The sequence below is a fragment of the Sorangium sp. So ce185 genome, from assembly GCF_051526825.1.
Classification (GTDB): domain Bacteria; phylum Myxococcota_A; class Polyangia; order Polyangiales; family Polyangiaceae; genus Sorangium; species Sorangium cellulosum_D.
Genome location: NZ_CP150316.1, coordinates 9,574,132 through 9,597,055, shown reverse-complemented (window position 1 = coordinate 9,597,055; position 22,924 = coordinate 9,574,132). Strand labels below are relative to the sequence as shown.

The 22,924-nt window shown below is 75.5% G+C and carries 20 protein-coding genes; 9 read left to right on the top strand and 11 right to left on the bottom strand.

What is annotated here, in order from left to right; all coding sequences use genetic code 11:
- Nucleotides 1-10 precede the first annotated feature (10 nt).
- On the bottom strand, nucleotides 11-316 hold the full coding sequence (locus WMF26_RS35140; RefSeq protein ID WP_020738867.1) for a PilZ domain-containing protein: 306 nt from the start codon (nucleotides 314-316) through the stop codon (nucleotides 11-13).
- A gap of 253 nt (nucleotides 317-569) precedes the next feature.
- On the opposite strand from WMF26_RS35140, the gene WMF26_RS35135 reads away from it, so the two are divergent.
- Nucleotides 570-1,550 (top strand): hypothetical protein, encoded by a 981-nt coding sequence (locus WMF26_RS35135; protein WP_437996283.1) that lies wholly within the window; start codon nucleotides 570-572, stop codon nucleotides 1,548-1,550.
- Nucleotides 1,551-1,611: 61 nt separating this feature from the next.
- Here WMF26_RS35135 and WMF26_RS35130 read toward each other — a convergent pair whose 3' ends face one another.
- The 3 genes from WMF26_RS35130 to WMF26_RS35120 all read right to left on the bottom strand — a co-directional run bounded on the left by WMF26_RS35130 (nucleotide 1,612) and on the right by WMF26_RS35120 (nucleotide 5,085).
- On the bottom strand, nucleotides 1,612-2,175 hold the full coding sequence (locus WMF26_RS35130; protein WP_044989121.1) for a hemerythrin domain-containing protein: 564 nt from the start codon (nucleotides 2,173-2,175) through the stop codon (nucleotides 1,612-1,614).
- A gap of 164 nt (nucleotides 2,176-2,339) precedes the next feature.
- Nucleotides 2,340-4,583, bottom strand: coding sequence for a hypothetical protein (locus tag WMF26_RS35125; RefSeq protein ID WP_437332638.1), 2,244 nt, complete (start codon nucleotides 4,581-4,583; stop codon nucleotides 2,340-2,342).
- A 97-nt stretch (nucleotides 4,584-4,680) separates the two neighbouring features.
- Nucleotides 4,681-5,085, bottom strand: coding sequence for a PilZ domain-containing protein (locus tag WMF26_RS35120; protein WP_437332637.1), 405 nt, complete (start codon nucleotides 5,083-5,085; stop codon nucleotides 4,681-4,683).
- A gap of 48 nt (nucleotides 5,086-5,133) precedes the next feature.
- Between WMF26_RS35120 and WMF26_RS35115 the strand changes: the two genes are divergently transcribed.
- The 3 genes from WMF26_RS35115 to WMF26_RS35105 all read left to right on the top strand — a co-directional run bounded on the left by WMF26_RS35115 (nucleotide 5,134) and on the right by WMF26_RS35105 (nucleotide 8,988).
- On the top strand, nucleotides 5,134-6,888 hold the full coding sequence (locus WMF26_RS35115; RefSeq protein WP_437996282.1) for a class I adenylate-forming enzyme family protein: 1,755 nt from the start codon (nucleotides 5,134-5,136) through the stop codon (nucleotides 6,886-6,888).
- 52 nt (nucleotides 6,889-6,940) lie between these two features.
- Nucleotides 6,941-8,041 carry a molecular chaperone DnaJ gene (gene dnaJ, locus WMF26_RS35110; RefSeq protein ID WP_061625491.1) on the top strand — a complete coding sequence of 367 codons (1,101 nt, stop codon included), beginning with the start codon at nucleotides 6,941-6,943 and terminating at the stop codon, nucleotides 8,039-8,041.
- A gap of 101 nt (nucleotides 8,042-8,142) precedes the next feature.
- Complete coding sequence (locus tag WMF26_RS35105) at nucleotides 8,143-8,988, top strand: pyruvate, water dikinase regulatory protein (protein ID WP_061625492.1); 846 nt, start codon at nucleotides 8,143-8,145, stop codon at nucleotides 8,986-8,988.
- Between the two features lie 7 nt (nucleotides 8,989-8,995).
- On the opposite strand, the gene WMF26_RS35100 is transcribed toward WMF26_RS35105, so the two are convergent.
- Nucleotides 8,996-9,916, bottom strand: a complete 921-nt coding sequence (locus WMF26_RS35100; protein WP_437996281.1) for an MBL fold metallo-hydrolase — start codon at nucleotides 9,914-9,916, stop codon at nucleotides 8,996-8,998.
- Nucleotides 9,917-9,945: 29 nt separating this feature from the next.
- On the bottom strand, nucleotides 9,946-10,806 hold the full coding sequence (gene larE, locus WMF26_RS35095; protein ID WP_437996280.1) for an ATP-dependent sacrificial sulfur transferase LarE: 861 nt from the start codon (nucleotides 10,804-10,806) through the stop codon (nucleotides 9,946-9,948).
- A gap of 127 nt (nucleotides 10,807-10,933) precedes the next feature.
- Here larE and WMF26_RS35090 point away from each other — a divergent pair, with 127 nt between their 5' ends.
- Complete coding sequence (locus WMF26_RS35090; RefSeq protein WP_437950510.1) at nucleotides 10,934-11,692, top strand: OmpA family protein; 759 nt, start codon at nucleotides 10,934-10,936, stop codon at nucleotides 11,690-11,692.
- Nucleotides 11,693-11,698: 6 nt separating this feature from the next.
- On the opposite strand, the gene WMF26_RS35085 is transcribed toward WMF26_RS35090, so the two are convergent.
- The gene (locus WMF26_RS35085; RefSeq protein ID WP_437996279.1) at nucleotides 11,699-14,113 is read right to left on the bottom strand and encodes a fused MFS/spermidine synthase; all 2,415 of its coding nucleotides are present in this window, start codon (nucleotides 14,111-14,113) and stop codon (nucleotides 11,699-11,701) included.
- A 391-nt stretch (nucleotides 14,114-14,504) separates the two neighbouring features.
- On the opposite strand from WMF26_RS35085, the gene WMF26_RS35080 reads away from it, so the two are divergent.
- From WMF26_RS35080 to WMF26_RS35070, 3 genes are read left to right on the top strand one after another with little or no spacing between them, the layout of a single operon-like run.
- A complete protein-coding gene (locus WMF26_RS35080) occupies nucleotides 14,505-16,124 on the top strand; it encodes an ABC transporter ATP-binding protein (protein WP_437996278.1) in 1,620 nt (539 codons plus the stop codon).
- Entirely contained in the window at nucleotides 16,121-17,203 is a 1,083-nt protein-coding gene (locus tag WMF26_RS35075) for an ABC transporter permease (protein ID WP_437996277.1), read from the top strand. Before WMF26_RS35080 ends, WMF26_RS35075 begins: the two co-directional genes overlap by 4 nt.
- Nucleotides 17,200-18,102: an ABC transporter permease gene (locus WMF26_RS35070; RefSeq protein WP_437996276.1), complete on the top strand. Its 903-nt coding sequence runs from the start codon at nucleotides 17,200-17,202 to the stop codon at nucleotides 18,100-18,102. Before WMF26_RS35075 ends, WMF26_RS35070 begins: the two co-directional genes overlap by 4 nt.
- 64 nt (nucleotides 18,103-18,166) lie before the next feature.
- Here WMF26_RS35070 and WMF26_RS35065 read toward each other — a convergent pair whose 3' ends face one another.
- Together WMF26_RS35065 and WMF26_RS35060 are read right to left on the bottom strand one after the other, a co-directional pair.
- Nucleotides 18,167-18,763 carry a Uma2 family endonuclease gene (locus WMF26_RS35065; RefSeq protein ID WP_437996275.1) on the bottom strand — a complete coding sequence of 199 codons (597 nt, stop codon included), beginning with the start codon at nucleotides 18,761-18,763 and terminating at the stop codon, nucleotides 18,167-18,169.
- A gap of 73 nt (nucleotides 18,764-18,836) precedes the next feature.
- A complete protein-coding gene (locus WMF26_RS35060; protein ID WP_437996274.1) occupies nucleotides 18,837-19,376 on the bottom strand; it encodes a hypothetical protein in 540 nt (179 codons plus the stop codon).
- 106 nt (nucleotides 19,377-19,482) lie between these two features.
- On the opposite strand from WMF26_RS35060, the gene WMF26_RS35055 reads away from it, so the two are divergent.
- The gene (locus WMF26_RS35055; RefSeq protein WP_437996273.1) at nucleotides 19,483-20,715 is read left to right on the top strand and encodes a M14 family metallopeptidase; all 1,233 of its coding nucleotides are present in this window, start codon (nucleotides 19,483-19,485) and stop codon (nucleotides 20,713-20,715) included.
- Nucleotides 20,716-20,758: 43 nt separating this feature from the next.
- On the opposite strand, the gene WMF26_RS35050 is transcribed toward WMF26_RS35055, so the two are convergent.
- Nucleotides 20,759-21,961 carry an MFS transporter gene (locus WMF26_RS35050; protein ID WP_061624057.1) on the bottom strand — a complete coding sequence of 401 codons (1,203 nt, stop codon included), beginning with the start codon at nucleotides 21,959-21,961 and terminating at the stop codon, nucleotides 20,759-20,761.
- A 201-nt stretch (nucleotides 21,962-22,162) separates the two neighbouring features.
- Complete coding sequence (locus tag WMF26_RS35045) at nucleotides 22,163-22,765, bottom strand: N-acetyltransferase family protein (protein WP_437332624.1); 603 nt, start codon at nucleotides 22,763-22,765, stop codon at nucleotides 22,163-22,165.
- Nucleotides 22,766-22,924 lie beyond the last annotated feature (159 nt).

Sequence of the window (22,924 nt, the reverse complement as noted above, 5' to 3'; positions counted from 1 at the left end):
GCGCGGAGGCTCAGAGCGAGCCGAGGAGCTGCGTGAGCGCGTAGGTCTCCCGCGCCCCCATCACCCCGAACTGCACCCCCATCCCCTCGGGGGTGGTCCATCGCACGACCGACGGGATCGCGGCGGCCTGCTTCAGGCCCTCCAGCGACAGCAGCACCTCGATGCTCGCCCCGAAGGGAGCCGGCGAGGTGGTCTCGATGAACATCCCGCCGAGGCTGATGTCGCGGCATATCGCATCGATGCGCGGGCCGTCGCCGATCCGGAACGCGATCGAGAGCTCGATGGGCTTGCGCGGGTGCTTGCGGTGGTCTCGCACGTTCCTCGCTGGTTCGGTGCGCGGCGCTGGAGGTCGCCGCGTGGGGTATTCTGAGGCGCGGAGGAGACGATCAATGTCGCGAGCCGAGAGCGCCTCTGTCAAGCTCCGGGAGCCGCGCTCGGCCCCGTCGACGCCGTCGACGCGCCGCCCGGCCGGTGGGCTTCCTCATCTTCTTCCCGCACGCGCGATCGAGGAGCGCGCGCCGGAGCGCCGCGGCTTACGGCGGCACCTCGAAGGCTGGGAGCCGGGGCTCGTGGCCGTCTTCATCGCGGGCTCCGCGGCGATCCTCGCGGTGCCGCGCGCGGTCGAGCCCGCCGAGCTGCCGCTGCCGCTCGCCGACGCGCGCGCGATCGCGCGGGTGCGGGACGCGGACATCGCCCGCGCCCGCGAGGCCGAGCAGCTCGGGCTCGACGCCGAGGTGCGCGCGCTCGGCTCCGCCATCCGCGCGTTCGGGATCGTCGACGCCGACGCGGATCACACCGAGGCGGAGCTCCTCGCCGCGCGCAAACGCGTGATCGAGGCCACCGGCCCCGCGCTCGCCCAGGGAGACGAGGCGGTGCTCCGGCTGCGCGCCTTCCAGATGAGCTCGTTCGTCCGCGAGGTGCGCCGCTTCGAGGCGACCGGCGAGGCGTCCGACGAGCTCCGCGAGCTCGGCGGCGACTTCCCCGGACTGCTCCGCCGAAACGCGTGGCTGACGGCAGGGGGCGCGGGGCCGCGCGACGGCGGCGAGGCGCGCCGCGTCGCCATGGACGGCGCCGCGCTCGGGGCGCTGTTCAAGAAGCGCTGGGACGCCATCGTGGGCCTGCGGCGCGCGCCGTTCGGCGTGGCGCTCGACGAGGAGCGCGCGCTGTACAGGTTCCTGCTGTCGCATCCGCTCAGCGGGAGGAGCGCGCAGGAGCTCGCGGCGCCTCCCGCCGCGGAGACGGCGGCGCGCCTCGAGCCGCAGGCGGGCGAGCCGGGGCCGCGCTCGCCCGCGGCGGCGCTCCGGGCAGCGGAGGCGCAGCGCGCCGAGGAGCACTACCGCCTGAAGAAGATCGACGAGCTCGCCGCGCTCGATCCGGCGTATCCCAGGCACCTCGCCCGCGGCATCGCGCTCTACCGGCTGGGGAAGTTCGTGCAGTCGGCAGACGCCTTCCGCAGCCACCTGGACCAGCACCCCGACGGGGCGCACACGCTGCGGGCACAGAACTTCCTGCGCGCGGCGCTGGAGCGCGCGAGCGAAGAGCGGTTCTAGCGCGGCGCTCTTTCCGCCGGGCGAGCGCGCGCTGGACGAGCGCGTCGACCTCGCCGCGCCGTCACGGGCCCCTGCGCATCCCGCCGGGCCGGTAGGGGCGCCCGCTGATCCCCTTGGCGGGGTTGCCGTGCCCGCCGCGCCCCCGGCGCGTCTCCATCTCGTTCATGATCCCGTGCATGGCCGACGCCTGCAGGAACCGGCGAGCGGCCGGAAACACCTCCTGCTCCTCGCAGGTCACGTGCCGATGGTACGCGGCGCGCAGGTCCTCGATGAGCTGGGGGAGCTTCTCCAGCGCCTCGGGGCCGCCGTCTCGCTCGATCGCGGCGCGCAGCTCGTTGATCGCGCGCTGATGCGCCTTGTGCTCCTGCCGGAGGCGCTCGAGCGTCGGCGCGATGGCCTCGAGCACCGCGAGCCGCGGGAACAGCGAGCGCTCCTCGTCCTCGTGGTGCCGGCTCATCGAGCGCTCGAAGTAGGCCACCACGCTGGAGAGGCCCTCGAGCGCGGCGGCGCGCCCGCGGGGATCGCCGAGCGCCCGCGCGGCGCGCGCGAGGTCGTTCAGGTTCTCTTCCAGGCTCCGGTGAGCGGAGGCGAGCTTCTCGAGCGGATCGTTCCGGTCATCGGACATCAATCGATGATCGAACGAGAGCGCGCACGCGTGGAAGTCATTTTCTCTCCGCGCATGCGGTTTGGCGCCCGCGCGCTGGCCATCCGACCCCCTCGCCGCCTGGCCAGCGCGGGGACGACATCCCACCTTGAAGGAAGGATCGCGCCGCGGCGCAGCGCGGGCCGCTACGGGAGGCTCGCGTTGCGGGGCAGCTCGAGCCGCAGCTCGGGGGCCAGCATCTCGCGCGCGAGGTGCACCTCGAGCAGGTCGATGACAGGGCTCTTCGACACCGCCCGGAGCCGCTCGTCCGCGCCCGCATCGCCGGCCGCCTTCTTGGCCATGGCCGTGTAAAATTGCGCCTCCACGCGCTGCGCCGCGTTCTGGGCGAGCTTGCCGAGATCCGCGTCGCTGATCTTGCCGTTCGCCCACGCCGCGAGCTTTCCTGTCCAGGACGCGCGGTTCACCGCGCTGTCCAGCGCGCGGCCCGCGGTGCCGTCCGTCGCGACGCCGAGGGAGCGCTCCAGCAGGAGGACCCAGAGCCCGCCGTAGACGAGATCCTCCTCGTCCAGGTTCGCCTCGAGGCCGCGCTTCAGCGCCCGCCGCGCGGCGGGGAGATCGCGCTCGACGAGCGCGCGCCCCACGGCGTCGAGCATCGTGGCGCCGAGCTGCGGCGGCTCGGCGGCCACCAGGGCGAACGCCCGCTCGTATGCCCGGGTCGCGCCCTTCTCGTCGCCGTAGCCGTCGAGGATGCGCCCGAGCAGCCGCTCCGTCCGCGCCTTGGCGCCGGGATCCCGCGCGCGCTGCCGGGCGTCGAGCGCGGCGGCGAGCGCCGCGTCGAGCGACTCCTTGGCCCGGTCCTGCGTGCCGGCCTCGCGGTGGAGCTCGAAGGCGAGCAGGTGCGCCTGGATGACCTCGAGCGGCGCGGTGCGCGCGTCTGGCGCGCCCAGCGCCCGCCGCACGTCCTCCAGCGCGGCCTGGAGCTCGCCGGACTGCCGCTCGGCCATCGCGAGCAGCGTGAGCCCGTTGACCGTCGGCTCGGCCGCCGTCGCCGCGCGGAGCAGCGGCAGCGCGCCGGCGAGGTTGCCGGCGCGCAGCTCGAGCGACGCCATGAGGGACCGGACGCGCGCGCCCGACGGATCCACCGCGGCGCCGCCGCGCGCCGCCCGGTCGGCGAGCACGAGCAGCGGACCCGCGGCGTTGTAGGTGCGCCGCGCGGCCTCGAAGTCGTCGTTCGACGCCTCCTCCGAGAGCGCGCCGAGCACGAGGCCCAGCGCGGACCCGAGCGCGCCGGCGCTCGGCCGGTCGCCGAGCGCGCCGGCCAGGAGGAGCGGCGTCGCCTCCGACATGCCGAGGCGGATCATCACCTGGGAGAGCAGCGCGGCGCTGTCGTAGCTCTGCGGGTCGCGCCGGTAGGCCTCCAGGGCCGTGCCCCAGATCGCCCCGTCGAGCAGGTCCTGCAGCATCCCGGTCTCGGCGTCGCGCTCCTGCGTGTCGTGGTGGGCGAAGGCGGCCGCGAGCGCCTGCCACGAGACCGCGTCGCCGTCGGACGCCGCGGCCTTGAGCCGATCGTACAGGCCGGGCGGGATCACCCGGCGCGCGCTCGTGCGGTCGATCTGCTCGAGCGCGCCCTGCGCGTCCCCCCAGCGCAGGAACAGCGCGGCCATGCTCGCGCCGCCCGACTCCAGCGCGCGCGCCGCCTCGACCGCCTCCTCGCGCTCCGGCCGCTTCCCCCCTTGCCGGTACTCGATGTTGAACTCGATCGCGCGGTCGATCCACGCCGCGGTGGCGGCGGCCGCGCGCTGGATCGCCTCGGGGCGGCTGTCGAGGAGGGCGCGCGAGACGGACGCGCGCTGCTCCATGCCGAGCTGCTCGAGCGGCCCGCCGGTGCGCGTATCCTTCATCCAGCGATCGAGCGCGGCGAGGTGCTCGTCGACCTCGGCGCGGGCCCGGCTGCCGGCCGGCAGCGCGGCGGCGCGGAGCTCCATGAGCGCCCGCACCCGCCCCTCGTCGCCGCGGGGGCTCAGCCGCTCGATCGCGCCGGCGAGGGCGCGCTCGCCCACGGCGTCGATCATCTCGGCGTGGCCCTCGCCGGGACGGACGAGGTAGAGCGCGCCGCGGACGCTGTCGACGCCCCGGCTCGGCTGCCCGGCGTGGAAGCGCGCCGCGGCGTGCGCGAGCTGCCGGCGGACCACGCCGATGAGCAGGCCCGTGCGCTGCGGGCTCTGCTTGCCGTCGCGCACGATCGTGTAGAGGCTGGCGGAGAAATCGGCGTCGCGGACCTCGACGGGGGCGGCGCGGCCTTCGGCGCCGGGCGGCCCCTTCGCCCCCGGCGTGCCGGAGGCTGCGCAGGCGAGGGGAGAGAGCGCGAGGGCGAGCGCGGCGAGACCCCGGGCGAGACGGCGCCGGGGGGGCAGGGTCGGCAGCGACATTGCGAGGCAGTGTACACGGGCACAGCGTGCGCGCACCCCCCGGCCCGCTCTGTCTTCAGCGCTACCGCGCGCTCCAGCGCTACCGCGCGCTCCAGCGCTACCGCGCGCCGTCGCCGAGCTTGCGGCCGAGCAGCTTGGAGGCGAGCGTTTCGCCGAGCTCGCTCATCATCAGCTGCTCGACCACCGCGTCGGTCGCGCCGCGCTCCGCCTCGCTCGCGTACTGGAACTCGATGCCCATCCCCGCCGGGGCCGTCTCCGTCGCCTCGGCGGGCATCACGATCCACTTCACCCGGCCGCGGAGGCGGAGCGGCTCGGCCAGGTTGCGGATCGAGAGGGCGAAGACGAACTCCGTGCCGATCGCGAGCGGGCGCTCTGTTCGGATGAAGGTCCCGCCCTTCGAGATGTTGCGCGTGTAGTCGGCGAAGAACGTGTTGAGTCGCTTGTACTCCACGCTCAGCTCGATCGCGGCGCGATGGGCTGAGCGGCGGTCTGGCTCCGTCACGGCTCCACCCTACCACGGCGCGCGAGGGCCAGAGTAAAGTCGCCGGCCATGGAACTCGGTCATGTCAGGGCGGCGCTCGCGAGCGGGCGGCGCAGGGCCTCCGCGCTCAAGGACGGGGCGCTCGTCGCCGGACGGGCGGTGACGCAGACGGGGCTCCTCGCCGCGCTGCGTTGGCCGGGGCTCAAGGTCCTCGCGCGCGAGCTCGCGAAGGGCAAGGCGAACCCGTCGCTCCTCTTCCGGTTCTACGCCGAGAACAGCCCGCACCGCATCGCGGTGATCGATCCACGGAGCCTCGGGCCGCGGAGCCTCGGGCGCCGCGCGGCCGAGGGGGAGGCGACGGCCCCGGCCGAGGATCGGGTCTACTCGTTCTTCGCGCTGAACGAGGCGATCGAGCGGCTCGGCCACGCGCTCGACCGGCGCGGCGTCGGCCCGGGCGCGACCGTGCTGCTCGCGCTCAAGAACCGCCCCGAGTTCGTGATGTGCCAGATCGCGCTCGCCCGCGTCGGCGCGTCCGTGGTGACGGCCTCCTGGCGATCGACCCCGGCCGAGCTCTCGTACCTCGCCGGCCACTCCGGGGCGCGGCTGCTCGTGTTCGACGCCGACATCGCCGACGTGATCCGCGAGGCCGCGCCGCGGCTCGAGGGGATCCCGCCCGAGGCCATGATCGCGGTCGGCGAGGGCGCGCCGGGCTTCTCGCGCTTCGACGAGCTCCTCGCCGAGCCCGGCGCCGCGCCGGACCGCAGCGAGCGCGCGGCGGTGGTCATGTACACCTCCGGCACGACCGGCAAGCCGAAGGGCGCGGTGCGCGGCTTCGGCGGCGGGGTCGTCATGTCGGCGCTCGGCGCGATCGGCGCGACCCCGATGCGCGCGGGCGACGTGCACCTCGCGGTGTGCCCGCTCTACCACCTCACGGCGTTCGGCTTCGTGAACCTGTCGCTCGTCCTCGGCGCGACGATCGTGATCTTGCCGGAGTTCCATCCGGAGCTCTTCCTCGAGGCGATCCAGCGCTACCGCGTGACCACCACGGCGGTCGTCCCGACGATGCTCCACCGCGTGCTCGAGCTCGGCGAGGCGCGCCTCCGCGCCTACGACACGTCGTCGCTCACCGCGATCTTCACCGGCGGCGCGCCGCTGCCGCCGGCGCTCGCGGCCGAGGTCATGGGGGTGTTCGGCGACAAGCTCTTCAACTTTTACGGCGCGACCGAGACGGGCATCGTGACGATCGCGGGCCCCGAGGATCTGCGCGCGTCGCCGGGCACCATCGGGCGCCCGGTCGCCGGCAGCGCGCTCCTGCTCGTGGGCGACGACGGCAGGCCGTGCCGGGACGGCGAGGTGGGCGAGCTCTACGTAAGGAGCCCCCTGCTCGTGTCCGGCTACCACAGAGATCCCGGCGCCACGCGCGCGTCGACGCTGGACGGCTACTTCTCGGTCGGCGACCTCGCGCGCCGCGACGCGCGCGGCTGCTACCACATCGAAGGCCGCAAGCGGGACCTCATCATCTCGGGCGGCGAGAACGTGTACCCCGCCGAGGTCGAGGCGGTGCTCCACGATCACCCGGCGGTCGCCGAGGCCGCCGTGGTGGGGGCGCCGGATCGCGCCTGGGGGGAGCGGGTGCGCGCGTTCGTCGCGCTGCGCCCCGGCGCGTCCGCGAGCGAGGACGACATCAAGGCGCACTGCCGCGCCGCGCTCGCGGGCCCCAAGGTCCCGCGCGAGATCGTCTTCGTCGACGCGCTGCCGCGCAACCCGACGGGCAAGGTGATGAAGCGCGAGCTCGCCGGACCCGAGCGGAAACCAGCGGGATAGGCGCGCCGCTAGCCGCTGTCCCGGGGGGGCGATCGATGCTATTTCGCACCTCGTGCGGGATCCGTACGAGGTATTGGGCGTCGAGCGTTCCTCGACGCAGGATGAAATCAAGAGCGCTTTCCGGCGGCTCGCCGCGCAGCACCATCCCGACAAGAACCCGGGGGACCAGGGCGCGCACGTCCGCTTCAAGGAGCTGAACGCGGCCTACCAGATCCTGAGCGACCCGCAGAAGCGCGCGGCGTTCGATCGGTTCGGCCCCGCCGCCGTCGGCGCCGCCGCCGGCTCGGGCTTCCAGGGCGTCCCCTTCGACATGCAGGACCTCAACCTGGACGCCATCTTCGGCGACCTGCTCGGCGCCCTCGGCATCAAGGTGGGCGATCGCGGGACGCTCCAGAAAGAGGTGCGCATCAGCTTCGAGGAGGCGGCGTTCGGCTGCACGAAGCAGATCACTTACGATCGCGTCGAGCCGTGCGGCGACTGCGCCGGCTCGGGCTCGGCGCCCGGCTCGTCGACCGAGCGGTGCGCCGCGTGCGCGGGCCGCGGCCGCGTCCGGATGCAGCAGGGGATGTTCCCCATCGCGATCGAGCGCCCGTGCGGGAAGTGCCGCGGCACGGGGCGGATCGTGATCGACCCGTGCAAGACGTGCCGCGGCGCCGGCCTCGCGGCGAAGCAGAAGACGATCGAGGTGACCATCCCCGCGGGCGTGGAGAACGGCGCGACCCGGCTCGTGGAGCGCGGCGGCAACGCCGTCCGCCCCGATCGCGGGCCGGGCGACCTCGAGCTCACCATCCGCGTCGCGCCGCACGAGCTCTTCCGCCGCGTCGGCGACGACGTGGTGTGCGCCGTGCCGATCTCGTTCGCGCGCGCGGCCCTCGGCGGCGAGCTGGAGATCCCGACGCTCGACGGCAAGGGCCGGCTGCGGATCCCCCCGGGCACGCAGCCCGGCTCGGTGCTCCGCATCAAGGGCAAGGGCATACCGCGCCGCGTCGTCGGCGGGCGCGGCGATCAGCTCGTCGAGGTGAGCGTCGAGGTGCCGACGCAGCTCACCGCCTCGCAGAAGGAGCTCATCTCCCAGCTGGCGAAGGAGCTCGGCGAGAACGTGCAGCCGCAGCAGGTCACCTTCATGGACAAGCTCAAGGGGCTGTTTGGTTGACCCGCCCCGCGCCCGCGGGCGATCCTCTCCGTCCCGCTGAACGCCGGGGCACGAGCGCTGCCTCGAGCGCCTGCGCCGACACGGCGACGGAGGCATCGGACATGGACAAGCCGAAGTTCATCGACGTCCTGAGCGACTCGACGGGAGAGACGGCCGAGAAGGCCGTGCGCGCCGCGCTGCTCCAGTACCCGGACGCGGGGGTGCAGATCCGCCTCCACACCCGGGTGCGCACGCCGGAGGTCGCGCGGCCGGTGCTCGAGCGCGCGGCCCGGGAGGGCGCGCTCGTGGTGTTCACGGTGGTGAGCCCCGAGCTGCGCGAGTTCGTGCACGCCTCGACGGCCCAGCTGAACATCGAGGCGATCGATCTGATCGGCTCGCTCATCGTCCGGCTCGGCACCTTCCTCGACCGGGAGCCGATCAACCTGCCGAGCGCGATGCTGCCGCTGAGCGAGGAGTACTTCCGGCGCATCGAGGCGGTGGAGTTCGCGGTGAAGAGCGACGACGGCAAGGAGCCGCGGAATTTCAAGCGGGCGGACATCGTCCTCGTCGGCGTCTCCCGCACGTCGAAGACGCCGCTGTCGACGCTGCTCGCGCAGCGCGGTCTCAAGGTCGCGAACCTGCCCCTCGTGCTCGGCGTGGCGCCGCCGCCCGAGCTCATGGACGCCCCCCAGGACCGGGTCGTCGGCCTGACCATCGGGATCGACCAGCTCTGCGCGATCCGGCAGGCGCGCCTGCGCCAGCTCGGGATGCCGGCCGAGACCAACTACGCGATGCGCGAGCACGTCCGGCAGGAGCTCGACTACGCGAGCCGGCTCTTCGCCGCGCACCCGGAGTGGCCGGTGGTCGACGTCACCGGGCGCGCCATCGAGGAGACGGCGGTGATCATCCTGGAGCACCTGAAGGAGCGCGACGAGCGCGCGAAGGCCGCGCGGTCGTCGCTGATGTGAGGCGACGCTAGCGGGCGAGCGCCCGCGTCTCCCCGATGTCGAGGATCCAGAGCGCGTCTTCCGGGAGCCCGCGCGCCTGCCAGCCGGCGCGCGTCCGCTCCGGCGGCTCGCCGGGGGGCTCGTCCGTGAGCCGGTACGTGCCCCAGTGCATCGCCACGAGGCGGCGCGCGCCGAGCAGGACGCTCGCCTCGATCGCCTCCTCCGGGCACATGTGCTGGGGCTCCATGAACCACCGCGGGTCGTAGGCGCCGATCGGGAGCATCGCCCAGTCGATCGCGCCGGCGCGCCGGCCGATCTCCGCGAAGCCGTCGAAGAAGGCGGTGTCGCCCGAGTGGTACGCCGTCCCCTCGGCGGCGCGCATCAGGTACCCGCCCCAGAGCGCGTCGTTCCGGTCCCAGGGGAAGCGCATCGACCAGTGGCGCGCAGGGACGAGCGTGATCTCCACCCCGCCGACCACGGCGCTGCCCCACCACTCGAGCTCGACGATCCGCTCGGCGCCCGCCTCGCGGAGGACCGCCTCGTGGCCGACGGGCGCGACGTAGACCGGCGCGCGGCCCAGCTGGGACAGCGTCCACGTGTCGAGGTGATCGCGGTGGTTGTGGGTGATCAGGACCGCGTCGACGGGCGGCAGCTCGCCGAGCGGGATGCCCGGCGGCGCGAGCCGGCGCAGCGGGCCGGGGCCGTCGCGGTAGATCGGGTCGATGAGCAGCCGCGCGCCGCCCAGCGTGACGAGGAAGGACGCGTGGCCGATCCAGGTGAGCGACGGCGCGGCGGCCGCGACGAGCGCGCGGTCGTAGGGCCGCACGGGCGCCGAGAACCCCCCGGGATCTTTACGGTTCCTGCCGGCGATGGCGTCGACGACCTTCCAGCGGAGGATGTCGGCCGGGCCGCGGATCGGTCGGGTCGCGAGGTGATCGAAGCGTCCCATGGCGAGGCTCCTCCGGCGGGGGCCGCCGGTCAGCTCACGATCTTGAGGGCGCGGCCGACGAGGACCTCGTTGTGGCTGCCGGTCCGGTACCCGCCGAGATCGAGCGTCACGTACCGGAAGCCGTGCCGCTTGCCGGCGGCCACGACCTCGGCGCGCACGGCCGGCTCGGCGGCGCGCGCGAGCTCGCCGGCGTCGAGCTCGATGCGCGCGAGGTCGTCGTGGTAGCGGACGCGGACCTGGCGGAACCCGAGGCCGCGCAGCGCGGCCTCGAAGCCGCCGATCTGCGCGAGCCGCTCGCGCGTGACGCTGGTCCCGTACGGGATGCGGCTGGAGAGGCAGGCGGCGGCCGGCTTGTCCCAGATGGGCAGGCCCACGCGCGCCGCGCCGGCGCGCACGTCGGCCTTGCTGAAGCCGAGCTCGACGAGCGGGCTCACCACGCCGGCCTCGCGCGCCGCCTCCAGCCCGGGGCGGTAGTCGCCGAGGTCGTCCGTGTTGGTGCCGTTCAGGATCGCCGCGAGCGCCCACTCGGCGCGCTTGCGCACGGCGATCCGGTAGAGCTCGCTCTTGCAGTGGAAGCAGCGGTCGGGGTTGTTCGCCACGTAGCGCGGGTCGTCGATCTCGGACGACTCGACGAGCCGGTGGTCGGCGCCGATGAGGCGGGCGATCGCCGCGGCCTCTTCCTTCTCGGCGGGCGCGAGGCTCGGCGAGACCGCGGTCATGCCGACGGCCTTCGGGCCGAGCTCCTGGTGGGCGACCGCGAGGACGAAGGCGCTGTCGACCCCGCCGGAGTAGCAGACGAGGACGGAGCCGAGCTCCCGGAGCCGGGCGCGCAGCCCGGCGAGCTTCGTGTCGATGAGGGAGCCCTCGGGCGTGAGCGACGGCGCGGACATGGCGATCCTCCCTTTACCACACGCCGCCTCGGGCGCCGGTCCGCCCGGCGCCCGCGGGGCGACCCGGGGCCGCCGACGCCAGGTTACTTGCGGTTCGAGCGCCGGTTCTGACACGCTACAGGGCGAGATGGACTCGAAGAGGAAGCAGGCAGGCCGCACCGCCCTGCCGTTCGCGGTCGCGGCGGCGCTCGCGGCCGCCGCGCACGCCGGCCAGGGGTGCGGAGACAACCGGCTGCCGCCGCGGGACCTGCCGCGCGCCGACGAGCAGCGCCCGCTCCCGCGCTGGTACCCGGAGAAGGCCTGGTCGGAGCAGGGCGGGGAGAGCCAGGTCTACATCCAGGGGAAGATCGTCTTCGAGACGAACAAGGCGTCCATCCGGCCGGGCAGCGAGAAGACGCTGGAGACGCTGCTCCAGTTCCTCAAGGAGCACCCCGAGGTGACGCGGCTGCGGATCGAGGGGCACACCGACGCGCAGTCGAGCGAGGAGCGCAACCAGGAGCTCAGCGCGAAGCGCGCGCTCGCGGTCGCCGACTGGCTGGTCGACCACGGGGTCGAGAACATCCGGCTGATCGCGGTGGGCTTCGGCGAGTCGCGCCCGCTCGGGCCGAACGAGATCGCGGCGGGGCGCAGCGAGAACCGGCGGGTCGAGTTCCACGTGGCCGAGGTGGACGGGCGCCCGTTCCAGGGGCAGGACCCGTACGCGGGCGGCCTCGCGCTGGAGGTGCTGAGCCTCGAGGAGCGCAAGCTGCGCGCGGAGCAGGCCGCGCAGCCCAAGGCGCCCCCGCCCCGCAAGGCCTTCGTGGCGACCGGCGACGAGATCAAGCCGGTGCCGGTCAAGCCGCCGGTCGAGGCGTCGGGGCCTGAGGGCGAGCCGCTCAAGCCCTGAGCGCCCTCAGGGCCCGAGGTGGCGCGCGCGGGGCGCCGGCGTGCGGTACCGCGAGAGGAGCGCGAGCGCCGCGTCCAGCGACGCGCCGTAGGGGAGCACGTTGCCCTTCGGGGTGGCGTACTCGAGGTAGAGGTTGTCGTCCGTGGACAGGATCGGCCCGCCGTCCTCGGCCGCGTCGGCGACGAGGCGGTCGAGGTCGCCGCCGGACGTCACGAGATCGTCGAGGAGGTCCGCGAGCCGCGCGCCGGCGAGCGTCGCCTGGAGCGCCGGGCGCGCGTCGAGCGCCGCGAGGCGCGCCTCCGAGGCGACGAGCGGCGCGGCGCTCGCGACCAGGATGCCCTGCGCGCCGCCCACGAACAGCGCCACGTGCGGGAAGGCGCTGCGCATGGTCCGGATCACGACGGCGAGCTCGCGCCGCCGGATGTGGTGGAGCTGCACCCACTGCTGGAGGACGCCGCCCTCGGCGAGCCGGGACCTGGCGAGCTCGTAGAACTCGCGGCTGTAGAGGCTCGCGGCGCCCGCGAACCAGACGCTGGTGAGCTCGATCGCGATGAGGTCGTAGCGACCCTCGGCGGCGACGAGCAGCTCGTTCCTGCCGTCGTTGAGCGAGAGCCGGACGCGGGGGTCGTCGAGGGCGTTGAGGCTCGGGCCCGCGAAGAAGCGGCGGGAGGCCTCGACGATCGCGGGCGAGATCTCGGCGACGTCGATGCGCTCGAAGGGGTAGGCCGCGATGGTGCCGGTCGTCGTGCCGGTGCCGAGGCCGATGACGAGCGCCGCGCGCGGGTGGCGGACGAAGAGCGAGGGGAAATGCGCGAACCGCCGCTGCGCCGTCATCTCGGGGCCGTCGTCGCCCTGGAACTTGCCGTTCGTGTACATGGTCGTGACGCCGGCGCGGCGCGCGACGGTGGTGACGCCGCCGTGCACGTCCTCGCGCACGAAGTCGATGCGCTCGGGCCGCGGCCCCATGGCGAAATAGACGTTCGCGCCGCTCGTGAGGCGGGCCATGTCCCAGCGCGGCGCGAGCGCGGCGAGGGCGGCCGCGGCGGCGGCCGCCGCGAGGGCGCGGGGGAGCTCCGCGCGGGCGCGCGTGGCGGCGAGGACCGCCGTGAGGGCGAAGGCGAGCGCGATCGCGAAGAGGGCGCGCTCCGAGCCGAGCGCGGGGAGGATCAGGTAGCCGGTGATGATGGAGCCGGCGATCGTGCCCAGGGTGTTCGCGGAGGTCAGCCTGCCGACGCGCGCGGCGACGTCGGCGTGCGCGGCGGCGCGCGCGAGGAGGAGCGGGAAGGTGGTGCCCATGCACAGCGTGGGCAGCGCGAGGATCGCGAGCGCGGCGAGCGCGCGGCACGCCTCGCGGCCGGCCCAGCCGTCGACGTGCTTGCCCGCGAAGGCGAAGAGCCGCGGGAGCTGGTCCCAGAGCGGGGTGGTGGCGGCCAGCGAGAGGGCCGTGGCGACGAGCCCGCGCCAGAGCGCGCCCTCGCCGTGGCGCGCGAGGGCCGGCGAGCGCGCGGCGCCGACCGCGAGGCAGACGAGGAAGACGGCGAGCATCAGCCCGAAGGCGTAGGCGCTGTTGCCGATGAGCAGCGCGAGCAGGTGCGTCTCGACCACCTCGGCGGCGAAGACAAGGAAGCCCGAGGCGAACGCGAGCGGCAGGAGGAACGACGCCTCGGCGCGGCCGCCGGCGGGCGGGAGGGGAGCGCGCGACGAGCGCGCCTCGGGGGAGGGCGTCGTAGACGACGAGCGGGCGTCGAGCGCGGCGGCGGGCGGGGCGAGCGCGGGGCCGCGGAGCCCGGCGGAGATCGCGACGGCGCCGAGGGTGAGGTTGGCGATCGCCGCGGACCAGAGCGCGCCGCGGATCCCGAGGAGCGGGAGGACCACGTAGGCGCCGGAGAGCGCGCCGGCCGCGCCGCCGGCCGTGTTGATGGCGTAGAGCGAGGCGAGGCGGCGCGCGGCGTCGTGGTCGGCCGGGGGCGCGCCGTCCGGCGCGGCGCCGGCGCGGAGGATGCGCGAGAGCACCGGGAGCGTGGCGCCCATCGCGACCGTGGGGACGACGACGACGAGGGCGGTCAGCGCGGCGCGCGCCACGGTGAGCAGCGCGAGCGAGTCCGGCGCGGCGCGGGCGACGGCGACGTAGGCCGAGGTCAGCGCCTCGAACAGGAACGGCGAGACGGCGCAGATGGCGCCGACGATCGCCTCGAGCGCGCCGTAGACGACGAGCGGGCGGCGGGCGGCCGCGGCGTGGCGGCCGCCGAGGTGCGCGCCGAGGGCCAGGCCGCCCATGAAGGCGGCGAGGACCGTGCTCACGGCGTAGGCGGTGGCGCCGAAGACGTAGGCGAGCAGCTTGGAGAAGGCGACCTCGTAGAGGAGGCCGGTCGCGCCGGAGACGAAGAACAGGGCGGCCACGAGCGGGAAGCGGGAGCGCACGGGCGCGCACGCTAGTACCGCGGATCGGAAACCCCGCCAGGGATTTGCCTCGCGAGCGAAGAGAAATTGGAACGCAAAGGCGCCAAGAGCGCAAAGACGCAAAAATGCATGAAAATTTGTATTTTTGCGCCTTTGCGTTGAACTCTCTCCGGATCCCTGGCGGTCGGAGCCAGTACGGGCGCGCGAGGAGCAGGCGCCTTCGCGGGGCGCGAGGGGGACGATGCGCCGTCTGCGGCGTCGCTCTTCGGGCGAGTCCGGACCTCCAAGCAGCGCCGGCGCGACTGGCGCCGCGCCGGCGCGGGCCCTTGATCGCCGGCGTGGCCGCGCGTCCCCGTGTAGCTCGCCCCGCCCCCGCCTCCGCCCCGCCGCCCTCGCCCCGGAGCCCCGCGCCGTGACGGAGCCGACGGCCTCGGGCGTGCCCGCGCCGCCTTCCCCGGGCGGCGCGGTGATCGAGCTCGACGGCGTGGTCCTCCGCTACGGCGAGCACGTCGCCGTGCGCGGCGCCTCGCTCCGGCTCGACCCCGGCGCGATCCACGCCGTCGTCGGCGAGAACGGCGCCGGCAAGTCCACGCTCCTCAAGCTCGCCGCCGGCGTGCTCGCGCCCGACGCCGGCGCCGTCCGCGTCGACGGCGCCCCTCTCCGGCCGGCGACGCCGGCCGAGGCCGCCCGCCGCGGCGTGGGGATGGTCCACCAGCACTTCATGCTCGTCGGGAGCTTCCTGGCCCTCGAGAACGTCGTGCTCGGCTGCGAGCCCACGCGCGGGTGCGGGCGGCTCGACCTCGCCGCCGCCCGCGCCCGCGCGCGCGCCCTCATGGAGGCGGCCGGGCTCTCGATCCCGCTCGACGCGGCGACCTCCGCGCTCACCGTGGGCGAGCGGCAGAAGCTCGAGATCCTGCGGGTCCTCTACCGCGGCGCCCGGGCGATCCTGCTCGACGAGCCCACGGCCGTGCTCTCCCCGATCGAGGCCGACGGCCTGTACGCGACCCTCCGGCGCCTCGCGCGCGAGGGCCGCACGGTCGCGGTCGTGACCCACCGGCTCGACGAGGTGATCCGGTTCGCGGATCACGTCACCGTGATGCGCCGCGGGCAGGTCGCGCTGTCGCGGCCCGCGGCGGGCCGGTCCGCCGAGGCAGGGGAGCGCGGCGCCGAAGGAGAGCTCACCCGCGCGATCATGGGCGGCGAGCCCCCGCCGCGGGTCGATCGGCCGCCGCTCGGCGAGGGCGCGCCGGCGGCGCTCGAGATCGCGGGGCTGACCGTGACCGGCGCCGGCGGACGGCGCCTGCTCGACGGCGTGACCCTCACGGTGCGCGCGGGGGAGATCGCCGGCGTCGCGGGCGTCGAGGGCAACGGCCAGCGCGAGCTCGTGCGCGCCATCGCCGGGATGGAGCCGCGCGCGGCCGGCCGCGTCGCCGTCGGCGGCGTCGATCTCTCCTCGTGGGACATCCGCGCGCGCCGCGCGTGCCTCGGCGTGGTGCACGAGGACCGCCACGCCGAGGGCGTGCTCCTCGGCGCCTCGGTCGGCGACAACCTCGTCCTCGGCGACCTCGGCGAGCTCCCGCGCGGCGCCCGCGGCCGCGACGCCGAGGCGGCCCTGGTCGCGCGCCGCGTCGCCCGCTTCCGCGTCGAGCCGCCCGATCCGTCGCGCCTCGCGGGCGAGCTCTCCGGCGGCAACCAGCAGAAGATCGTGGTCGCGCGCGCGCTCGATCGCGTCGCCCCGGCGGCGCGATCGAGCGCGCGCGCGGCGATCCGGGCGCCGCGCCGCGCGGCCGCGGTCCTCGCTCAGCCGACCCGGGGGGTCGACGTCGGCGCCGCCGCGGTGATCCACGCGGCCATCGCCGAGGCCGCCGCGGCGGGGCTCGCGGTCCTCGTGATCAGCGCGGACCTCGGCGAGCTCCGGCGGCTCTGCCACCGGCTCCTCGTGATGCGGAAGGGCAGGATCGTCGCGACGCTCCCGCCCTCGTGCTCCGACGAAGAGATCGGGCGCGCGATGCTCGGCCTGGAGGCGGCGTGAGCCCCGCCCGCGCGGCCGCGCGCTTCCGGGGCGGGCTGCGCGAGCTCCGCGGGGCCGCCCTCCCGGCGGCGCTCGTGCTCGGCGGCATCCTCCTCGCCCTGAACCTCATCTCGTTCAGCTTCGGCGAGGCGCCGGCGCCGATCCTTCGCCGCGCCTTCGAGGGCACGTGGGGCACGCCGTACGGGGTCGGTCAGGTGCTCTTCAAGGCGACGCCGCTCCTCTTCACCGGGCTCGCCTTTTCCATCGCGCTCCGCGCGGGCCTCTTCAACATCGGCGCCGAGGGGCAGCTCGCGATGGCGAGCCTCGCGGGCGCCGTCGTCGCGGCCCGGCTCCCTCCGGGCACGCCGTGGGCCGTCGCGATCCCGGCGTCGATCGCGTGCGCCATGGCCGCGGGCGCCGCCGTCGCGCTCGTCCCCGCGCTCCTGCGCGCCCGCCTCGGCGCCCACGAGATCATCAGCGGGATCATGATGAACCGCGTCGCCGACGCGCTCGCGCCGTGGCTGCTCGCGTCGGTCCTCGGCAGGGCCGCGATGCGCACCGCCGACGCCATCCCCGCGGCCACGCTGCCGCGGCTCGACCGGCTCGTCCCCGCGCTGCGCGGCAGCGCCGCGAGCGTCGCCTTCCCCCTCGCCGTGGCGCTCGCGTTCGCGGCGCACCGCGCGCTCTCGCGGACCCGCGCGGGCCGCGAGATGCGCTTCGTCGGGCAGTCGGCCGAGGCCGCGCGCGCGGAGGGCATCGACGTGCCGCGCCGGCGCCTCGCGGCGCTGCTCGCCTCCGGCGCGGTGGCCGGGGCCGCCATGACCGCGACGACGCTCGGGTACAAGGGATACTACGAGCTCGGCCTCGGCGCGGGCGCGGGCTTCTCCGGGATCCCGGTCGCGCTGCTCGGCCGCGGGACGCCGCTCGGGCTCGTGCTCGCGGCCGTGCTGTTCGGCACCCTCGAGCAGGCCGGCCTCGCCATCAACGCGCGCGTGCCGAAGGAGGCGATGGACGTGCTCGAGGCGCTCGCCATCGTCCTCGTCGCCGCCGCGGTGAGGAGCGGCGAGCGCGCGGGCCGCGACGAGGGGGCGCCGGCGTGAGCTCGCCGGCGCTCGTCCTGCTCGCCGAGGCGCTGCGGATCTCCACGCCGTACGCGTGCGCGGCGCTCGGCGGCATCTGGGCCGAGCGCTCGGGCGTCGTCCAGATCGGCCTCGAGGGGGTGCTGCTCGCCGGCGCGTTCGCCTCGGTGGCGGTCGCCCACGCGAGCGGCAGCGCGGCGGCCGGCCTCGCCGCCGCGATCGCCGCGGGCGCCGCCCTCTCGCTCGGCCACGCCCTGATCGTCGAGCGCGCCCGCGTGCACGCCGTCGTCAGCGGCATCGCGCTCAACCTGCTCGCCTACGCGGGGACGCGCCTCCTCCTGCGCGGGCTCTACGACAGCGCCTCGAGCTCGCCCCCGATCGAGGGCTTCCGCGCGGGCCCGACCGGGCGGAGCGGCGCGGCGCTGCTCGCGCGCGTGCTCCTCGATCCGGTCGTCCTCGCGGCGGCGCTCGCGATCGCGGCGACGCCGCTCCTCCTCGCGCGCACGCGCTTCGGGCTCCGGGTGCGCGCCGCCGGCGAGGACCCGGCCGCCGCCGCCGCCGCGGGCGTCCCCGTGACCCGCGTCCGCTGCGCCGCGCTCGCGCTGTCCGGCGCCCTCTGCGCGCTCGGCGGCGCGCACCTCGCCTACGACCAGCACCGCTTCGACTCCGGCATGTCGAACGGCCGCGGCTTCATCGCGCTCGCGGCGGTCGTCGTGAGCGGCCTCCGCGCCGGCCGCGCGGCGCTCGCGTGCCTCCTGTTCGGCGCGCTGGAGGCCCTCCAGATCGCGCTCCAGTCCGCGGCGCGCGGGGCGTCGCGCGCGGCCGATCTCGCGCAGCTCCTGCCGTACGTCGCGACGCTCGTGGCGCTGGGGCTCGCGGCGCGTCGCGGCGCCGCGCAGGGGGGCGGCGCCGCGCCGTGACGTCGATGCGCTCTAGCGCGACCCCGGCGCGGCGCGAGGCCGCGCTCTGGGGGGAGCGGCGCCGCTACGGATCCGCGCCCTTCTCCGCCTCGATCCCCTCCCACCAGGCGGAGAGCTCGATCTCGACCGCGTCGAACGGCGCGGCGCGCACGCTCTCGTCCGCGCCGTGGATGCCGAGCTCCATCCACTTGCCGTCGACCTGCTGGGCGACGAGCAGCGTCCGGTCGCGCGGGTCGACGTACCAGATGTGCGGGACGCCGATCTTCATGTAGAAGCGGCGCTTGACGATCTGATCGTAGCTCGCCGTGCTCGGCGAGAGGATCTCGCAGACCCAGTCCGGCACGAGGGTGATCGGCCCCTTGGCGGGGAGCGTCGGGAGGCGCTCGCGGCGGAAGCCCGCGACGTCGGGCGATATCTCCGGCGCGCGGGGCAGCTGGATGCTCGGCTCGGGGAGGATCCACCAGCCGCCGGGGCCGCCGCGTCCCCGCTGGAACGGGTTCGTCAGGTCGGTCGTGATCAGCCCCTCGACGCTCGCGTGCGGCGCGCGTGGGCGAGGGAACGCGTAGAGCGTGTCGTCGAGGATCTCGCCCCGCCACGTCGGCGGCAGCGCCTCCAGGTCGGCGAGCGTCGCCGGGCGGACGAGCCTGGGTGCGAGTTCCATGGGCAGCCTCGAGGAAAATTTACCCCAGCGGGGCGGCGCGCGCTCCACAGAACGATCGCCCCGCGCCGCCTCGTCACCAGCCTAGCCGCTGCAGCCGCTCCCGCGCCCCCTTCACCCCGAAGATCGTCTCCTCGCCCGGCGGCACCACGGGCGCGAGCAGCACGGCCGCGAGGATCGCCGTCACGACCAGCGGCGCTCGCGCGTCGCCGCCGGCGACCGGCGGCTCGCGCACCTGCCAGGCCCGCCGCGCCCGCGCGATCAGCGCGTCGAACCCGCGCCCGCCGATCGCCCGCACCCCCGCGGCGGCCGCCGCCCGCAAGAGAGGCGCGCGATCCAGCGGCACCGTCAGCACGAGCACCCGGCTCGGCGCGCGCGACGTCGAGGAGATGCGCGCGACGTCGACCTCCACGGCGTCGGCCATCGGCGTGGCCCCCGACGGGTACGCCTTCTTCTGCACGAGCGTCAGCTCCGCGCCGAAGAAGACGCGCGCCTGGTGCGCCCACCGGTGCTCGTCGATCCGCGCCTCGGGCTCCGGCGACAGCAGCGACCAGCCCTGGCCCGGCGCCGCGAGCTCGATACGTCCTTCCGCCCACCCGTTGACATCGAATTCCATTCGCGCGCCCGCTGCCACGGTAATCCCGGCTCATCCTGGTCCAGATCGCGCGAAGGCGCGACCCGTGCTCTATAGTCGTGTCATCTAGGCTAAAGGTGAGCCCTGCATGCCGAAGTCCGATCCGGCGTCGGAAGAGCAAGGCCGGGCCGCCCTGAGGGCGGCCCTCTTTGTACATCGCCGCGCGCCCCTCTCGCGCCAGCTCGCTCGCCGCGGCCTCGGCCCCTACCGCGGCTACGGCGAGCTCCTCGAGGCGATCGAGCGGCTCGCCGATCGGGGGGCGCAGCTCTCCCTGATCGGGCGCTCGATCCGCGGCGAGCCGCTGCTCGCCGTCCACATCGGCCCAGTCCGCCCGCCCGGTGACGGCGGCGACCGGCCGGGTGTAGGTCGCCCAGCGCTGCTCTCCCATGGCGGGCGGCGCTTCACGAACGGCGCATCGCCCCGCGGCGCCCACGTCGGCGGCGACGCGCCGGAGGGCGCGGGCGAGCCGCCGGCGAACGACGTCGCCGCGGCGGAGCTGGCCGGGCGCGCCGGGCCGCTCGACCCGCGCGGCGTCGCGGGCGCCGGTCCGCACGATCCGCGCCGCGCCGCGGGCGCCGGGCCGCGCGGGCGGACCACGGTGATCCTGTCCGGGATCCACCCCCTCGAATGGGTCGGCATCGAGGCGAACCTCGCGCTGCTCGAGCGCCTCGCGACCGAGGACCTCGGCGGCCGATCGATCTTCGCCGTCCCGATCGTGAACCCCGACGGGCTCCTGCGCGTCGAGATGAACCTCCGCGCCGGGCGCCACCGCTACGTGCGCGGCAACGCCCGGGGGGTCGACCTCAACCGGAACTTCGACGCCGGGTGGTACGAGCGCGGCCTCGTGCAGCGCCTCATCGGGCTCGTCGTCTCGCCCGGCAGCCGCCCCGCCAGCGAGCCGGAGGTCGAGGCGATCGCGCACGCGCTGTCCTCGCGCCGGATCGACCGCGCCCTGTCGCTGCACAGCGCGGGCGGCGCCGTGCTGTACCCGCCGGCGCACAGCCTCTGGCCCGTGGCCGACGCCGCTGAGCACCGCGCCTTCGCCCGGAGCGTCGCGCGCGCCGCGGCCCGCAGGCCGTACCGCGCCATGTCCTACGTCCGCTTCGCCTGGGGCATCCGCAAGGCCGGCCTGGAGATCGACTGGCTCCACGATCGCCACGGGGCGCTGTCGCTCCTCGTCGAGTGCTCGCGCGGCGGGCTCGGCCTGCGACCGTCGCGGCTCGTCGAGCCGTTCGCCTGGTACAACCCCCGGAAGCTCGACGACGCCACGCCGCCGCTCGTCGAGGCCGTCCTGCCCTTCGTGAAGGGCGCGCGCGCCTGAGCGCGCAGCGCGGGGCGGCGCGCTCGGGCGCAGGCGCGCGCCCTCAGGACTCGACCGGCTCGCCGACGGGGAGCTTCTGCAGGCCGAGGAGGACGCCGACGGCGGCGAAGCCCGCCGCCATGAGGCCGTAGGCCGAGAGCGCCCGGTGCTGGATCAGCCACCCGGCGCCGATGGGGCCGACGATCTGCGCGAGGCTCGCCAGCGACTGGCTCACGCCGAGCGCCGCGCCCTGCTCGTCGCGGCCGACGCTCTTCGTGAGCAGCGTGGTGACGGCGGGCCGCACCACCGCCGAGCCGAACGCCCCGATCCCCACGAGCACGAGCAGCGTGGGCAGCGTGTACGCCACGCCGAGCAGGCCGTAGCCGATCACCATCGCGCCGAAGCCGATCAGCGCGAGCCGCTCCTCGCCGAACCGCTTCGCCAGCCGGCCGATCGCGCCGCCCTGGATGCTCCCGCCGACGAGGCCGGAGAACGCGTAGAGGTAGCCCGTCTCCTTGACGCCGAACGCGAAGCGCCGCTCGAGGAACAGCGCGAGGCCGCCGATGAGCGTCGAGAACGAGAGCGTGAAGGCGAAGAACTCGAGCAGCCGGCGGCGCGGGAGCGGCCGGTCGAAGAAGCGGCGGAAGGCGTCCCCGCGGCCGATCGCCGACGCGCGGGCGGGCGCGGCCGCGGCCGCCTCGGGCGAGGCCGCCGGCGCGATCGGCTTGGCCGGCAGCAGCGTGGCCGTCAGGAGGATCGACGTCAGCGACAGCGCCGCCGCGCCGTAGGCCGGGGCGCCGTAGCCGAACCGGCTCGCGAGCTCGCCGGTGATGGCCGGGCCGAGCAGGAACCCCGAGCCGAAGGCGATGCCGATCAGGCCGAACGCCCTGGTGCGCTCCTCCGGCCGGGTCACGTCGCTGATGTACGCCTGCGCGATCGTCAGGTTCCCGGCCGTGAGGCCGTCGATGATCCGCCCCACGAAGAGCATCGGCAGCGAGCTCGCCGAGCCGATCACGAGGAACCCGAAGAACGTGCCGGTCTGGCTCGCGAGCAGCGTCGGCTTGCGGCCCACGCGGTCGGAGATCCGCCCGAGGATCGGCCCGGAGACGAGCTGGCAGACCGCGTAGCTCGCCGCGAGCACGCCGACGACGAGCTCGCTGGCGCCGAAGTGCTCGGCGTAGAACGGGAGCAGCGGCAGGACGAGCGTGAGGCCGAGGACGTCGACGAAGACGGTCAGGAAGATCGGCAGGAGCGGCGAACGGCGCATGGTGGCTTTCGGTGGCGATGGACGGCGGCGAGGACCGCGGGCGATCCGCGCCGGGGTGGCCCGGCCGGCCGACGGGCGCCCGGGCGGCGGTCTCCTCATGACCCATCTGCGCCGCGGTGGGTACCCTCCAGCGCGCCCCGGCGGCACAGCCCGGCCGGCGCGCCGGCGCCGGCGCCCCGGTCGGGCTTGCGCCGGCCGGGATCAGCGCCCGGCGGGCCTGGCCGCGCGCGCGTCCGGACGCGCGTCGGGGGCGCGGAGCGCGAGCGTCATCTGGATGTCGTCGAGGGTGGCGTCGCCCACCCGGAACGCGTCGGGGCGGGTGCCGATCGGGACGAAGCCCATCCGCGTGTAGAGCCGCATGGCGCGCTCGTTGTTCGAGAAGACGCCGAGATCCAGGTACGAGAGGCCCGCCTTGTCGCGCGCCCAGGCGATCGCCGTCTCGAGCAGGCGCCGGCCGTGGCCCTGCCCGGTGTAGGGGCCGAGGATGCCCATCGCGACGACGGCGCGGTGGCCCTCGGACCAGACGCGGCCGCCGCGCAGCTCGATGTGCCCGATGACGCGCGCCCGCGGCTCGGTCGACCGGAGCAGCCAGGCCCGCCCCCAGAGCGGCTCGTCGAGCGCCTTGCTCCAGCGGTCGCGCGCGCTCTTCTCGACCTCGTCGGGCGCGAGCGACGTCACGACGGCGAAATGGGGCGCGCCGCGGCGGCCGGACTCGGCCACGTGCTCGACGAGGTAGGTCATGAAGGCCCGCGCGTCCGAGAGCTGCGCCGGGGTGATGGCGGGGAGGGCGGGGGAGGCGTCCATGCCGTGGCGCGCGCTGCGCCTCGGGGAGCGTAATGCCGCCGCGGCGCCGGCGCGACCTGTAAGCCGCGGACGGGGCGGGGCCGAGCGACCGCGGGCTCACCCGGCGCGACGGCCGGCGACGGCCGCGCGGGTCACGGCGCCCGCGGGATCGCCGAGCGG

What these genes read in the sequence shown, in the direction of transcription:
- WMF26_RS35090 (WP_437950510.1), top strand. Translation starts at nt 10,934, where the DNA reads ATGGACTCGAAGAGGAAGCAGGCAGGCCGCACCGCCCTGCCGTTCGCG.
- WMF26_RS35125 (WP_437332638.1), bottom strand. Translation starts at nt 4,583, where the DNA reads ATGTCGCTGCCGACCCTGCCCCCCCGGCGCCGTCTCGCCCGGGGTCTC.
- WMF26_RS35060 (WP_437996274.1), bottom strand. Translation starts at nt 19,376, where the DNA reads ATGGAATTCGATGTCAACGGGTGGGCGGAAGGACGTATCGAGCTCGCG.
- WMF26_RS35130 (WP_044989121.1), bottom strand. Translation starts at nt 2,175, where the DNA reads ATGTCCGATGACCGGAACGATCCGCTCGAGAAGCTCGCCTCCGCTCAC.
- WMF26_RS35050 (WP_061624057.1), bottom strand. Translation starts at nt 21,961, where the DNA reads ATGCGCCGTTCGCCGCTCCTGCCGATCTTCCTGACCGTCTTCGTCGAC.
- larE (WP_437996280.1), bottom strand. Translation starts at nt 10,806, where the DNA reads ATGTCCGCGCCGTCGCTCACGCCCGAGGGCTCCCTCATCGACACGAAG.
- WMF26_RS35105 (WP_061625492.1), top strand. Translation starts at nt 8,143, where the DNA reads ATGGACAAGCCGAAGTTCATCGACGTCCTGAGCGACTCGACGGGAGAG.
- WMF26_RS35045 (WP_437332624.1), bottom strand. Translation starts at nt 22,765, where the DNA reads ATGGACGCCTCCCCCGCCCTCCCCGCCATCACCCCGGCGCAGCTCTCG.
- WMF26_RS35115 (WP_437996282.1), top strand. Translation starts at nt 5,134, where the DNA reads ATGGAACTCGGTCATGTCAGGGCGGCGCTCGCGAGCGGGCGGCGCAGG.
- WMF26_RS35100 (WP_437996281.1), bottom strand. Translation starts at nt 9,916, where the DNA reads ATGGGACGCTTCGATCACCTCGCGACCCGACCGATCCGCGGCCCGGCC.
- WMF26_RS35065 (WP_437996275.1), bottom strand. Translation starts at nt 18,763, where the DNA reads ATGGAACTCGCACCCAGGCTCGTCCGCCCGGCGACGCTCGCCGACCTG.
- WMF26_RS35055 (WP_437996273.1), top strand. Translation starts at nt 19,483, where the DNA reads ATGCCGAAGTCCGATCCGGCGTCGGAAGAGCAAGGCCGGGCCGCCCTG.